14 protein-coding genes are annotated in these 12,574 nt (G+C 62.9%); 8 read left to right on the top strand and 6 right to left on the bottom strand.

Translation table 11 applies throughout. The features are described 5' to 3' along the window. The first annotated feature begins 23 nt into the window (after nucleotides 1–23). The 3 genes from H147_RS19415 (at nucleotide 24) to H147_RS0106140 (ending at nucleotide 1,597) form a co-directional block, all read left to right on the top strand. Nucleotides 24–941: a sensor histidine kinase gene (locus H147_RS19415; protein WP_019954472.1), complete on the top strand. Its 918-nt coding sequence runs from the start codon at nucleotides 24–26 to the stop codon at nucleotides 939–941. An 86-nt stretch (nucleotides 942–1,027) separates the two neighbouring features. Further along, entirely contained in the window at nucleotides 1,028–1,219 is a 192-nt protein-coding gene (locus tag H147_RS19410; RefSeq protein ID WP_019954471.1) for a hypothetical protein, read from the top strand. A 36-nt stretch (nucleotides 1,220–1,255) separates the two neighbouring features. Beyond that, nucleotides 1,256–1,597, top strand: a complete 342-nt coding sequence (locus H147_RS0106140; RefSeq protein WP_019954470.1) for a single stranded DNA-binding domain-containing protein — start codon at nucleotides 1,256–1,258, stop codon at nucleotides 1,595–1,597. 50 nt (nucleotides 1,598–1,647) lie between these two features. Here the strand turns inward: H147_RS0106140 and purU are convergent, their stop codons facing one another. Continuing rightward, nucleotides 1,648–2,532, bottom strand: coding sequence for a formyltetrahydrofolate deformylase (gene purU / locus H147_RS0106135; RefSeq protein WP_019954469.1), 885 nt, complete (start codon nucleotides 2,530–2,532; stop codon nucleotides 1,648–1,650). Nucleotides 2,533–2,838: 306 nt separating this feature from the next. Here purU and H147_RS0106130 point away from each other — a divergent pair, with 306 nt between their 5' ends. From H147_RS0106130 to H147_RS0106120, 3 genes are all read left to right on the top strand, one after another. Further along, nucleotides 2,839–3,465 (top strand): protein-L-isoaspartate O-methyltransferase family protein, encoded by a 627-nt coding sequence (locus H147_RS0106130; protein ID WP_019954468.1) that lies wholly within the window; start codon nucleotides 2,839–2,841, stop codon nucleotides 3,463–3,465. Nucleotides 3,466–3,522: 57 nt separating this feature from the next. Continuing rightward, nucleotides 3,523–4,896, top strand: coding sequence for a TolC family outer membrane protein (locus tag H147_RS0106125; protein WP_019954467.1), 1,374 nt, complete (start codon nucleotides 3,523–3,525; stop codon nucleotides 4,894–4,896). A 68-nt stretch (nucleotides 4,897–4,964) separates the two neighbouring features. Further along, complete coding sequence (locus H147_RS0106120; protein ID WP_019954466.1) at nucleotides 4,965–5,633, top strand: hypothetical protein; 669 nt, start codon at nucleotides 4,965–4,967, stop codon at nucleotides 5,631–5,633. Here H147_RS0106120 and H147_RS0106115 read toward each other — a convergent pair. Both H147_RS0106115 and H147_RS0106110 read right to left on the bottom strand, forming a co-directional pair. Then, the gene (locus H147_RS0106115; RefSeq protein ID WP_019954465.1) at nucleotides 5,599–7,083 is read right to left on the bottom strand and encodes a cobyric acid synthase; all 1,485 of its coding nucleotides are present in this window, start codon (nucleotides 7,081–7,083) and stop codon (nucleotides 5,599–5,601) included. The genes H147_RS0106120 and H147_RS0106115 overlap by 35 nt on opposite strands. Nucleotides 7,084–7,189: 106 nt before the next feature. Beyond that, entirely contained in the window at nucleotides 7,190–7,513 is a 324-nt protein-coding gene (locus H147_RS0106110; protein WP_019954464.1) for a DUF6280 family protein, read from the bottom strand. A 221-nt stretch (nucleotides 7,514–7,734) separates the two neighbouring features. Between H147_RS0106110 and efp the strand changes: the two genes are divergently transcribed. Continuing rightward, the gene (gene efp, locus H147_RS0106105) at nucleotides 7,735–8,298 is read left to right on the top strand and encodes an elongation factor P (RefSeq protein ID WP_019954463.1); all 564 of its coding nucleotides are present in this window, start codon (nucleotides 7,735–7,737) and stop codon (nucleotides 8,296–8,298) included. Nucleotides 8,299–8,365: 67 nt separating this feature from the next. Here the strand turns inward: efp and ygfZ are convergent, their stop codons facing one another. Both ygfZ and H147_RS0106095 read right to left on the bottom strand, forming a co-directional pair. Further along, nucleotides 8,366–9,100 (bottom strand): CAF17-like 4Fe-4S cluster assembly/insertion protein YgfZ, encoded by a 735-nt coding sequence (ygfZ, locus tag H147_RS0106100; protein ID WP_019954462.1) that lies wholly within the window; start codon nucleotides 9,098–9,100, stop codon nucleotides 8,366–8,368. Further along, nucleotides 9,093–10,877, bottom strand: a complete 1,785-nt coding sequence (locus tag H147_RS0106095) for an ABC transporter ATP-binding protein (RefSeq protein ID WP_019954461.1) — start codon at nucleotides 10,875–10,877, stop codon at nucleotides 9,093–9,095. Before H147_RS0106095 ends, ygfZ begins: the two co-directional genes overlap by 8 nt. A 127-nt stretch (nucleotides 10,878–11,004) precedes the next feature. Between H147_RS0106095 and H147_RS0106090 the strand changes: the two genes are divergently transcribed. Further along, on the top strand, nucleotides 11,005–12,180 hold the full coding sequence (locus tag H147_RS0106090) for a pyridoxal-phosphate-dependent aminotransferase family protein (protein WP_026352294.1): 1,176 nt from the start codon (nucleotides 11,005–11,007) through the stop codon (nucleotides 12,178–12,180). Here H147_RS0106090 and copM read toward each other — a convergent pair. Further along, nucleotides 12,177–12,548, bottom strand: coding sequence for a CopM family metallochaperone (copM, locus tag H147_RS0106085; RefSeq protein WP_019954459.1), 372 nt, complete (start codon nucleotides 12,546–12,548; stop codon nucleotides 12,177–12,179). The genes H147_RS0106090 and copM overlap by 4 nt on opposite strands. Between the last annotated feature and the right edge of the window lie 26 nt (nucleotides 12,549–12,574).

The following is a 12,574-nucleotide window of genomic DNA, read 5'->3' as shown; positions in this document are numbered from 1 at the left end:
AGGGGCGAACGGACGGGCTGCGCATGATCTTCGTGATGAACGCCGACCCTGCGGGGCTGTTGCGGCGCGCCTACCTGAGCGAATTGCGCCAGCACGTCTGGGGTCCCGTGCTGCCGATGGCCTTTCTGCTGATCGTGGGGAGCGCGCTGTTGATCCGGCGCGAACTGGCCCCCGTGGCCCGCGCCGCTGCATGGGCGCGCGCGATCCGGCCCGGCGCGGTAACGCCGCCGCCTGCCGGGCCTGTCCCGGCCGAAGTGGCTGACCTGATCGCCGCGACCGAACGCGCGCTCGACCGCCTGACCACCGCCTTGGCTGCCGAAACCCGCCATGCCGCAGAGGCCGCACACGCGCTGCGCACGCCTGTCGCGGTTCTTGTCGCACGGCTTGACGCGCTGCCGCCCGGCGACACGACAGAGCGCTTGCGCGCGGACCTTGCGGCCTTGTCGCGCACGGTGCAGCAGGTGCTTGCGGCGTCGCGGACGGATGTGCTGACGGTGCCGGACGATGCGGCGCTGGACCTGCGCGACCCGGCAGGGACCGTCACGGCGGCACTGGCCCCGTTTGCCTATGCCAAGGGGGTCGCGTTGTCGCTGTCCGTACCCGATGCGCCCATGCTGGTCCGCGCGAACCGAGAAGGCGTGGAACTGGCGCTGACGAACCTGATCGAGAACGCGATTCTGCACGGCGGTCCCGGCGTTGTCGAGATTGTCGTCGGGCCGGGGCCCGACGTTGCGGTGCGCGATCATGGGCCGGGTCTGCCCGCCGCAGCGGAATCGCGGGTCTTCGAGGCGTTCTGGCGCGGTCCGGCGGCGGCACTTGGTGGTACGGGCCTTGGCCTTGCCATCGTGGACCGGCTGCAACGCGCGCAGGCGGGCGCTGTCACGGTAGAGGCTGCGGACGGCGGCGGCTGCAAGATCGTGCTATCCTACCTTTCCGCGTGAATGCGGTATCCCGTCAGGCACTGGTCAGACTCACATCATAAAACACGCCCATCGGATCGACGACCGATCCATCAAAGGAGTGACGCATGACCGAAACGCAGAACATGACCAACGACCGGACCACGCAAGACGGCCAGACCACAAACGACCCGCAAAAGCTGAACCTGCGCACCCTGCGCGACTGGCTGTCCGGCGATGTCGACATTCGCGTGCCACGGGGGTGGCTTGTCGCCGGAGCGGCAGCCTTTGCCGCGCTGCTGATTGTCGCGCTTGACTGACGCCGATCCCAGACCGACACACCAAAAGGAACCGCCATGAAATTTCTTGCTATCGCCGCCCTTTGCGCTGCCCTGACCGCCCCTGCCGCCTTTGCCGATACGCCCACGACACCAATCGCCGACGTGCAGCGCGGCACGATGGTGACCGTCGCCGGTATCGTCGAGCGGATCACCGATGAAGATGAATTCCGCCTGACTGACGCAAGCGGCAGCATCCGTATCTATGTCGGCCCGAACTGGGTGCCTGCTGAAGTCGGTGAAAGCGTCGCGGTCAACGGTTTCGTGGACGACGATCTTGTCATGCCGCGCGAGATCTACGCCCGCAGCCTGACCCGCGCGGATGGCACGGTCATCACGTTTGACCGACGTTACGACTGACGCGCATCTGACGGCAGGCTATGTCTGGCCTGCCGTCGTCCCGCTCTGACCTAGCCCATCCGTTCGGAGGCATAAGACCCCGGCGAAGCCGGAAACACGACCGTCTTGTTGCCGTTCAGCATGACGCGGCGGTGGATATGGGCGTGGATCGCGCGCGCCAGAACCTGGCTTTCGACGTCGCGCCCAAGGCTGACGTAATCGGCAGGCGACTGCGCATGCGTGACCCGCGCGATGTCCTGTTCGATGATCGGCCCCTCATCGAGGTCGGCGGTGACGTAATGCGATGTCGCCCCGATCAGTTTGACCCCGCGTTCATAGGCCTGCTTGTAAGGGTTGGCGCCCTTGAAGCTGGGCAGGAAGGAATGGTGGATGTTGATGATCTTGCCCGACATCTGCTGGCACATCCGATCCGACAGGACCTGCATGTAACGCGCCAGAACGATAAGCTCTGCGCCCGTCGAATCGACCACATCCATGATGCGAGCCTCGGCCTCGGGCTTGTTTTCCTTGGTGACGGGGATGCAGTGGAACGGGATATCGTGGTTCACCACGACTTTCTGGTAATCCATGTGGTTCGAAACCACGGCCACGATGTCGATGGGCAGCGCGCCGATCCGCCACCGATAGAGCAGGTCGTTCAGGCAATGCCCGAACCGCGACACCATGATGATGACTTTCATCCGCACTGCTTCGTCGTGAAAGGCGTAGTCCATGCCGAATCGGGTGCCGATCGCGCTGAACTCATCCGCCATCATGGCAAGCGTCGCACCCGTTTCGCTGGTAAAGCTGACCCGCATGAAGAACTTGCCGGTCAAGGTGTCGTCGAACTGGGAGCTGTCGGTGATGTTGCAGCCATGATCAGCCAGAAATCCGGCGATGGCGGCGACGATGCCACGGGCGCTGTCGCAGGTGACGGTCAGGGCGAATCTGGTCATGGGATGCTCTCAGAGATAAGACGTGATGGTGGTGGCGACTTTGGGCCTTACATTTCATAGCCATGCGGTGGTGCACAAGGATGATGACGAGACGTGAAACTCCGTTACCATGGCCCTGCAGATCATCCTTTCGTCGGAGCTGCCATAGCGATCACGACGATACGGATGCCGCAGGCGACGCGCGGCACCAAGCCACAAGGCAAACTGCGATCAACCGTTGCCGCTTCGGGCCGAATATGCCATCAAACGAGAAAGCAACTAAACGAAAGAGTTTAGATTTTGACCGACTACACAGCCCGCCGCACGATGATGGTCGACACGCAGGTCCGCCCGTCCGACGTGACCCGTTTCCCGATCATCGACGCAATGCTCAGCATCCCGCGCGAAGACTTCGTGCCCGACAATCTGCGTGAGGCGGCCTATGTCGGCGAAAACCTCGATATCGGCAACGGCCGGATCATGCTGGAACCACGCACGCTCGCCAAGATGCTGGAACTGGCCGATGTGCAGCCGGGTCACGTCGCTCTCGATATCGGCTGCGGCCTTGGTTATTCGACCGCTATTCTTGCAAGCCTGTGCGATTTCGTCGTCGCGATCGAGGATGACGACGCCCGCGCCGAAGAGGCGCAGACCCTGCTGTCGGGTCACGGAATCGATAATGCGGCCGTCATGGCGGGCCCGCTGATCGCGGGATCGGCGAAATCCGGGCCTTACGACCTGATCATGGTGCAGGGTGCGGTCGAATACCTGCCCGATGATTTGCTGGTGCAATTGCGTGACGGCGGCAGGATCGTCTGTCTCTTTGCGGAAGGTGCGCTGGGTGTCGTGCGGGTCGGCCACAAGATTGATGGCGTGGTCAACTGGCGCTTTGGCTTCAACGCCGGTGCGCCTGTGCTGGACGGTTTCCGGCACCCCGTTGCCTTTGCATTCTGACTGAAACGACCAGCCCGTGACAGGGCTTGCAAACTGATGACACCATAGGGACTGAAGATGATCAAACGCAGTGCATTGGCCGGATTGGCGATGATGATGACCCTGGTGGTGGCCCCCGCTGCCAAGGCCGAAACGCTGGCCGATGCGTTGGCGGCGGCTTATGCAAATTCGGGGTTGCTGGACCAGAACCGCGCTCTTTTGCGTGCGGCCGATGAAAATGTCGCGCAATCCGTCGCTGCGACGCTGCCGGTGCTCAACTGGGCGATCTCGACCAGCCGGACATATAATTCCGCCACGCCGGCCCCCGCACCGCAACGGACCTCGTCCACGACCGCCCGCATCGCGGGAGCCTTGACGATTTATGACGGCGGGGCAAACCGTCTGGCGATCGAAGCGCAAAAAGAGATCGTGCTGAGCACGCGTCAGTCGCTACGCAGCGTAGAGCAGGATGTTCTGCTGCGCGCCGTGCAGGCGTATATGAACGTGCGCCGCGAACGCGAATTCGTCGAATTGCGCCAGAACAACCTGCGCCTGATCACACAGGAATTGCAGGCAGCACGCGACCGTTTCGAGGTGGGTGAGGTGACCCGCACCGATGTGTCGCTGGCCGAGGCGCGCCTTGCCGGATCACAAAGCCTGCTGGCTGCCGCGCAGGGCAATCTCGCGCAATCCATCGAGGAATACCGTGCCGCCGTCGGCAGCGCACCAAGCGGGTCCGGCGTTGCTGCACCCGCGCCCGTCCTGCAATCGCTTCAGGAAGCCAAGGCTTTTGCCGTGCGCAACCATCCCGCTGTCCTGGAAGTACAGCATTCTGTCGCGGCTGCCGAACTCAGCATCCAGCGCGGTGAAGCTGCGCTGCGTCCGACACTGTCGCTCGACACGTTCGTGGCCGTCGATGAGGAATGGAACGAGAGCGCCCAAATCGGCCTGTCGTTGGGTGGCCCGATCTATAGCGGCGGCGCGATTTCCAGCCAGATCCGGCAATTGCAGGCGAATCGCGACGCCAGCCGCGCCGGGTTGCATCTGGCGCGGATCGGGATCGAACAGCAGGTTGGCAATGCTTATGCTGCGTTGCAGGTGGCGCGGGCCTCTGCACAAGCGTCCGAGCAGCAGATCAGCGCGGCGCGTATCGCCTTTGAAGGTGTGCGTGAAGAAGCCTCGCTGGGATCGCGTACCACCCTTGACGTGTTGAACGCCGAACAGGAATTGCTTGACGCGCGCGCCAACCGGATCGCGGCGGATGTCGACGAGGTGATCGCGTCTTACGCGGTCCTTTCGGCGATGGGGCTACTGACGGCTGACCATCTGCAATTGCCGGTGCAGCAATATGACGTCACCGCCTATTACAATCTTGTCAACGGCGCGCCGACGGCGACCTCGTCTCAGGGCGAAGCGCTGGACCGCGTGCTTGAAGCGCTGACCCGCGAATAACCGCGCTGTTGTTTTGTCAGACCCCTTCCGCTAGGATCTGGCGGTCGGATGTACAGCAGGGATGAACGATGTCGAACATGGCGCGGTCGGACGAGATTGACGAGCTTGTGTCCTCGGTCCGTAACCTTGTGGCCTACAAGGACGGCGCCGCAACGCGCAAGATCACGCCGCAGGACCGCCTGATCCTGACCCCCGCACTGCGGATAGACGATCCCGCGGTAGATACAGAAGTATCTGAAAACAAACCGCAAAGCGACCAGGACGAGGTGCTTGTCCTGCACAACGCAGTGCCGACCGACAAGGCAAGCCTGGGGGACAGGGTCGCCGAACTCGAAGTCGCGGTCACGGCGCGCGCCGAAGATTGGGAACCCGACGGCGGCGAAACTTTCGACCAGGCGGCTTGGGCGGCAAGCGCTTTTGAACCACCACAGGATGATTCGGCCACCCTCGTCACACCACTTTCCGACGATGTTCCTGTCGCAGACATACCCCAGCCGGAGCCCGAAGAACTGGACCCCAGCGATGCAGATGTCTCCGATCTGGAAACGCGGATCGCAAGCGACATTGTCGAACAGCATTTCGCCTCTCAGATCGACGAGGGTGCCCTGCGCGCCGCCGTTGTCCGCATCCTGCGCGAGGAATTGGCGGGTGATATGGGCGAACGGATCACGCGCAACGTGCGCAAACTGGTCCGCCGCGAGATCAACCGCGTGCTGGTGTCGCGCGATCTGGACTGACCAAAGGTCCGGCCAGCGCCAACAGCGCGTCGATATCCAGATGCTGTTCCAGATGATCGGCCAGCGCATCGAGCGTGGCCTGGACCTGCGCGTCATAGCCATAGGACGCGACAGGCTTGCCCATCTGCGCAAAGAACCCGGACCGGAAGGCATCGGCGCTGAACAGCCCGTGCAGATAACAGCCCATGATCCGCCCGTCGGGTGATGCCGCCCCTTCGCCGCGCCCATCCAGCGACAGCCATGCGCGCGCGCAATCGGGGCCGGTCGTCTCGCCCATGTGGATTTCATAGCCGCTGACGATGTCGCCCGTCGCGCGATAGACAGCCCGCGACAGCGCCAGCCGCTTTTGTGGCTGCATCACCGTCGTCACATCCAGATGCCCCAGCCCTGCCACGCTGCGGGCCGGTCCTTCGATCCCGTCGGGGTCGGCGATGGTGCGCCCCAGCATCTGATAGCCGCCGCAGATGCCCAGCACATGGCCACCGCGCCGGATATGCGCGGCAAGGTCGATGTCCCAGCCTTGCGCACGCAAATGCGCAAGATCCGCGATGGTCGATTTCGATCCCGGCAGGATCACCAGATCAGCATCGGCAGGCAGGGGACGCCCCGCCTCGACGATGTCGACGCTGACGCCGGGGGTCCCCGAAAGCGGATCAAGATCGTCGAAATTCGCGATCCGGTTCAGGCGCGGCACAACGATGCGGATATCGCCACCTGTGCGGCTTTTGATGTCCATCACATCCTCGGCGGGCAGTTTCCATGCATCCGCGAACCACGGGATGATCCCCAGCGGGGTCCAGCCGGTGCGCGTGGTGATGATATCCATGCCATCGGCAAACAGGGTCGGATCACCGCGGAACTTGTTGATCGCATAGCCTTTGATAAAGGCCAGATCATCTTGCGGCAGCACCGCATGTGTACCGACCATCTGCGCGATGACACCGCCACGGTCGATATCGCCGATCAGCACGACAGGCACACCCGCCGCCGCGGCAAAGCCCATATTGGCAATGTCGCCTGCACGCAGATTGACCTCGGCCGGGCTGCCCGCGCCTTCGACGATGATCAGGTCGCGGCCTTGCGCCAGCCTGTGAAAACTGTCCAGCACGGCGGGCAGCAGGGTCGCCTTGTGTTTGCCATAGTCGCGCGCCTTCAGGGTCGCGACACGCTGCCCCTGCACGATGACCTGCGCGCCGATATCGGTCTCGGGTTTGAGGAGGACGGGGTTCATGTCGATCATCGGGGCCAGTCCGCAGGCCAGCGCCTGCAACGCCTGCGCGCGCCCGATCTCGCCGCCGTCGGCGGTGACGGCGGCGTTGTTGGACATGTTCTGCGGCTTGAACGGGGCGACAGACAGGCCACGCCGCACGCAGGCACGCGCGATGCCCGCCACCAACATGGATTTCCCCACATTGGACCCCGCGCCCTGAATCATGATCGCCTTGGTCATTTTGCGCCCCCTGTCGGTGCTTGATACGCATCGGGCGGGCCGCCGCAAACGAAAAACGCGACCCCGAGGGGCCGCGCTTTTCAAACCGTCATGGATGGCGTCGCTTTCAGGCGGCGCGCGCTTCCTGCTCGGCTGCGTTGCGACGTTCGCTTTCTTCGCGCGACAAGGCGACCGAGGTGCGGATGCCTTTGCCGACGAATTCCATCAGGCCGTTGACCACACGTTCGTTGGGGTCGATCCCGGCACAGGACAAGACTTCACGGCCATCGCGCGAACGGGCCCAGCGGGCGATCTGTTCGGGACCATTGCCGTATTTCTTGTCATCCGCGATCGCGTCATCAAGCGCAGCAAGCACGACGGCAGCAAAAAGCTTGCGGGCACGGTTGCCCTGCTCGTTGTTGAAGGCTGTTCCGTCGACGAAATCTCTCATTTTGCTTCCTTTTTTTGCTCTTGCGGTTCCGCGTGCTCGCCCTTATGCACCGTTGGAGGCGATTCGGGGGTTCTCTTTTGGCATATCAGCCATGCACGAACCGCATAGCTCAACATCGACGATCGGCGACCTGACTGATCTTGCCAGCATGCCATCGCCCATATATAGGCGGGGTCGATCGCCAAACAACCCTTGGCCCCCATTCTGTCATGAAGTGACCCATGCCCAAAATCAATGGTAACGAAATCCGCCCCGGCAACGTGCTGGAACACGAAGGTTCCTTGTGGGGCGCTGTGAAAGTCGACCACGTCAAGCCCGGCAAAGGCGGCGCATTCGCGCAGGTCGAGCTGAAAAACCTGCGCGACGGTCGCAAGCTGAATGAACGTTTCCGGTCCGCCGACAAGGTCGAACGCGTGCGTCTGGACCAGAAGGACCAGCAGTTCCTGTATGAAACCGACGGCATGCTGACCTTCATGGACAGCGAGACCTATGAGCAGATTGCATTGCCCGTCGATATTCTGGGCGACCGCCGCCCGTTCCTGCAGGACGGCATGGTCGTGCATATCGAGTATTACGGCGAAGAGGCGTTGAACGTCACTCTGCCGCAGCGCGTGGTCTGCAAGGTGGTCGAAACAGAACCCGTGGTCAAAGGCCAGACGGCGGCGAACAGCTTCAAGCCCGCGATCCTCGATAACGGCGTCCGAGTCATGATCCCGCCTTTCGTCGGCACGGACGAGGATATCGTCGTGAACACCGAATTGTTCGAATACGTCGAACGCGCCTAGTTGCCGGCTTAGCCCGGGGGCCAGCCCCCGGACCCCCGGGATATTTTTGCTCGGAAGATGGCTGGTGTCAGTCGCCCAAAGTCACGGTCGCGCTGCCTGCCTGCATCGGGCCGTTGGCGCGGTCGAACCGCAGATAGGCGATGGCCTGATCCCCGCTGACCGTGTGCAGCACGCCCGCCTCTTTGCCATCCGCCGTGATCGTGTCGCCGGGCTGGGCCATTCCGTTAAGTTGGACCCGTGCCAGACCCTTGCGCAATTCGGTCTTGTGCTTCATCCGCGCGACGATTTCCTGCCCGACATAGCACCCCTTCTTGAAATCGACGCCGTGCAGCGCCTCGAACCCCGTTTCCAGCACATAGGTTTCAGGGGTCAGTTCGATCCCCGTCTCGGGGATCAGATGGGCGACGCGGATCGCGTCCCAATCGGTCTGGTCGCTGATGTCGCTGTGGCCGTAATGCCGCCAGCCAAGGGCGGGATGGCGCGGATCGGTTAGTGCACCCTCTGGCACAGGCCCCGTCCCGCGCGAGGCGATCAGGTTGGTCTGCGCGATCTGCACCGCCGCGCGCAGGCGGTACATGGTCAGGCGTTGCAGCAAGGTCGCGGCATGGCTTTGTGCGACATCGACCAGCAGGCGGTCATCCTGCCCGACAACAAAGAAATCGGCGATGTATTTGCCTTGTGGCGTCAGCAAGGCGGCATAGACGATGCCGCCCGCCGCGCGGGTCACGTCATTGGTGACCAGCCCTTGCAGGAATTCCACCCGGTCCGCTCCGGTGATCGACAGGACGACGCGGTCAGACATCGGTCTTTTCCTCTTGTTGCGAAAACTGCAGGCGGTTCAAGTCGGCATAGATCCCGCCGCGCGCGATCAATTCGTCATGTGTGCCCTGATCGACGACGCGGCCTTGATCCATGACCACGATATTGTCCGCATTATAGATCGTGGACAAGCGGTGCGCGATCACAAGTGTGGTGCGGCCCGCCGACAGTTTCTCGAGCGCGGTCTGCACGATGTTTTCGGATTTGGTGTCGAGCGCGCTTGTCGCCTCGTCGAGCAGAAGGATCGGCGTGTTGCGGATCAGGGCGCGTGCGATGGCGACACGCTGGCGCTGCCCGCCCGACAGGTTCGACCCGCGCGGCCCTGCGGGGCTGTCCAGCCCGTCGGACAACATCGGCAGGAAATCGGTGACATGGGCCGCATCCAGGGCCTTGTGCAAGTCGGTGTCTGTGATGTCGGTCCGTCCCAGAAGAATATTGTCGCGCAGCGTTTCGTCGAACAGCGCCGCATCCTGTGACACGACGGAAAAGAGGCCCCGCAATGCGCCCAGATCCAGGGTGTTGATCGGTGTGCCGTTGATCGTGACCGTGCCCGTGCCGGGTTCGACCAGACGGGTGAGCACGTTGAAGATCGTGCTTTTGCCCGCGCCCGAGGCCCCGACCAGCGCGGTGGTCTTGCCCGCCTGCGCCGTGAAGCTCGCGCCGCGCAGCACTGGCAGGTCGCCGTATTGCAGATGGACATCTTCGAGCGTGATCTCGGGGAGGTCCGTCGGCACAGCGCGTGGCTGTGCGGGCGACAGGATCGTGGGCTGCATGGTCAGCACCTGCTGCAACCGTTCCACGCTGGCGGCGGCCATCTGCCATTGGCCCGCCATCGCGCCCAACCGGCGCAACGGATCGAACGCCAGCGACATGGCTGTAAAGAAGGCCATGAACTGGCCAGCGGTCTTTTCGCCCGAGATGATTTCGGACCCGCCATAGATCAGCACGCCCAGAAACCCGATGCCTGTCATGATGTCGATCAGTGCTGGCACAGTGGCTTGCCCGACCGAGGTGCGCACATTGGCGTCGATCCCTTCCTTGATCAGGGCGTTATAGCGGTCGCCCTGATATTTTTCGAGCCTGTTCAGCTTGATCGGGTTGATGCCGTGGAACACTTCGTCCAGCCGCGTCGATATGCGGCCCGCGATTTCGCGCGCGGTGCGGGCGCGCCTGCGGATATAGGCCTGCACCAGCAAGGACGGCATGACGAGCAGCGGCACACCCACAACGGCAATCAGTGTCCAGCGCCAGTCGATCCACAATGCGACCGAAAACAGCCCTACAAGCGACACCAGATCGCGCCCGAGCGCGGTCAGGATACTGGCCCAGACGCTGTTGATCGCGCCCACATCGCCCTGCACCCGTTCGATCAACTGCCCCGGCGGGTGGGTCTGAAAGAACCCGGTATCAAGCGTCATCATATGCGCCAGAAGGTGGCGGCGCATGTCGGCTTCGGCATATTGCTGGATCAGCGTCATCAGGATCGACCGGCCTGCCGCGGTGAGGGCGCGCAGCATGAAGATGCCCATTACCGCAAAGCCCACCCAATACAGCGCGTCACGGTCGCCTGCCGTGAAGACATCGTCGAACATCGGCTGCACCATCCGGCTGAGCAGCGCCAGCATCGACCCTTCGATCGCCATCAGGATCAGCGCCAGCGCCAGCAGCCCTTTGTGATGACGCAAATAATCCCGCCAAAGCCACCAGAACAGGCTGGTTGCGGACTGGTCTTTGCCGGCTGTGGGGACAGGTGGGGGCATTGGCTGCCTTCTGGGCTTGTTTCCACTTGGGTCTAATCGCAAATGGGGGCGCAGGGCAAGTTGGGCATGGTTGACGCGGCGGCCGGCGGCGTTAGTGTCCGACAGCAACCTTTCAGAAAGCGCATTCATGTCACTCTCCAATGGTCGGGCCTATCTGGCTATCCCCGGTCCCTCGGTCATGCCCGATGCCGTCCTGCGCGCGATGCATCGTGCGTCACCCAATATCTACGAAGGCGAATTGCATAACCTGACGCGCAGCCTGATCCCCGATCTGCAGGCCGTCGCCATGACCAAGGCCAAAGTCGCGATCTATATCGGAAATGGCCATGCGGCATGGGAGGCGGCACTCGCCAACACGCTGTCACGCGGCGATACCGTGCTGGTGCTGGCCACCGGGGCGTTCTGCGTCGGCTGGGGAGAGATGGCGGCAGCGATGGGGATCATCGTCGAAACGCTGGATTTCGGGGTCAGTGCGCCCGTCGATCCGGCCCGTGTGACGGAACATCTGGCCGCAGATACCGCAGGGCGGATCAAGGCAGTGCTGGCGGTCCATGTCGATACCTCGACCAGCGTCAAGAACGACATCGCAGCGCTGCGCGCAGCGATCGACGCGGCGGGGCATCCGGCGCTGTTGCTTGCCGATTGCATCGCGTCCTTGGGGTGTGACCGCTTTGAGATGGACGCATGGGGCGTCGATGTCATGGTCGCCGGGTGCCAGAAAGGGCTGATGACGCCTGCCGGGGTCAGTTTCGTCTGGTTCAACGACAAGGCCGATGCAGCGCGCGGCGATTGCGTCACGCGGTATTGGGATTGGCGGCCGCGGTCGTCGCCAGAACTGTATTATCAATACTTCAACGGGACTGCGCCGACGCATCACATTTACGGACTGCGTGCCGCTCTTGACATGATCATGGCCGAAGGGCTCGAGAATGTCTTTGCGCGCCATGCCACGCTGGCACGCACCGTCTGGGCGGCATTCGATCGCTGGTCATCGGAAGGTCCGCTGCATCTTAACGTTGCCGATCCGGCGCATCGGTCGCATGCGGTCACCTCGGCAGTCATCGGGTCGCCCTTGGGGGACAAGCTGCGCTATTGGTGCGAACATACCTGCGGGCTGACGCTGGGGATCGGGCTGGGACGGGCGCCATCGGATGCCTATTTCCGAATCGGTCATATGGGACATGTGAACGCCCATATGATCATGGGCGCTCTGGGGACCATCGACGCGGGGCTCAAGGCCTTGCAGATCCCGCATGGCCGCGGCGCATTGGAGGCCGCATCCAGCGTCATCGCCTCCGCCTAATCGGCGGGGGCGTTAACGGCGAGCCAGTCGCGCATCCAGGCGATTTCGGCCTCTTGGGCTGCTATCACGGCAAGCGCAAGTTCGCGCACCTTGGGGTCGTTGCCGTATTGGAGGACGACCTCGGCCATGGCGACAGCGCCTTCATGATGCGGAATCATCCCACGGATGAAATCGACATCGGCGTCGCCGGTGAAGGGAATCATCATGGCGCCATGCATCGTGTCGTTCACCGCCGCAAAGGCGGCTGCCGCATCGCCATGGTCCGTTGCATGAGTCATGTCGCCGTGGCCCGCATGGTCCGTCTGGGCGATCGTTGTCGTGCCGATTGCCGCAACAGCGAGAAGGCTGATCCAGAAACGCTTCATCATCTTATCCTTTGATCTAGTTTCAAAGG

The organism is Yoonia vestfoldensis DSM 16212, assembly GCF_000382265.1.
GTDB classification, from domain to species: Bacteria; Pseudomonadota; Alphaproteobacteria; order Rhodobacterales; family Rhodobacteraceae; genus Yoonia; species Yoonia vestfoldensis.
Note: the sequence above shows the minus strand (reverse complement) of the source record. Positions and strands in the feature narration are given on the sequence as shown.

Bases quoted from the DNA above. Each gene is read 5' to 3' on its own strand.
- purU (WP_019954469.1), bottom strand. From the start codon at position 2,532: ATGACCAGATTCGCCCTGACCGTCACCTGCGACAGCGCCCGTGGCATC.
- H147_RS19415 (WP_019954472.1), top strand. From the start codon at position 24: ATGATCTTCGTGATGAACGCCGACCCTGCGGGGCTGTTGCGGCGCGCC.
- H147_RS0106130 (WP_019954468.1), top strand. From the start codon at position 2,839: ATGATGGTCGACACGCAGGTCCGCCCGTCCGACGTGACCCGTTTCCCG.
- efp (WP_019954463.1), top strand. From the start codon at position 7,735: ATGCCCAAAATCAATGGTAACGAAATCCGCCCCGGCAACGTGCTGGAA.
- H147_RS0106115 (WP_019954465.1), bottom strand. From the start codon at position 7,083: ATGACCAAGGCGATCATGATTCAGGGCGCGGGGTCCAATGTGGGGAAA.
- H147_RS0106140 (WP_019954470.1), top strand. From the start codon at position 1,256: ATGAAATTTCTTGCTATCGCCGCCCTTTGCGCTGCCCTGACCGCCCCT.
- H147_RS0106125 (WP_019954467.1), top strand. From the start codon at position 3,523: ATGATCAAACGCAGTGCATTGGCCGGATTGGCGATGATGATGACCCTG.
- ygfZ (WP_019954462.1), bottom strand. From the start codon at position 9,100: ATGTCTGACCGCGTCGTCCTGTCGATCACCGGAGCGGACCGGGTGGAA.
- H147_RS0106120 (WP_019954466.1), top strand. From the start codon at position 4,965: ATGTCGAACATGGCGCGGTCGGACGAGATTGACGAGCTTGTGTCCTCG.
- H147_RS19410 (WP_019954471.1), top strand. From the start codon at position 1,028: ATGACCGAAACGCAGAACATGACCAACGACCGGACCACGCAAGACGGC.
- H147_RS0106110 (WP_019954464.1), bottom strand. From the start codon at position 7,513: ATGAGAGATTTCGTCGACGGAACAGCCTTCAACAACGAGCAGGGCAAC.
- H147_RS0106095 (WP_019954461.1), bottom strand. From the start codon at position 10,877: ATGCCCCCACCTGTCCCCACAGCCGGCAAAGACCAGTCCGCAACCAGC.
- H147_RS0106090 (WP_026352294.1), top strand. From the start codon at position 11,005: ATGTCACTCTCCAATGGTCGGGCCTATCTGGCTATCCCCGGTCCCTCG.
- copM (WP_019954459.1), bottom strand. From the start codon at position 12,548: ATGATGAAGCGTTTCTGGATCAGCCTTCTCGCTGTTGCGGCAATCGGC.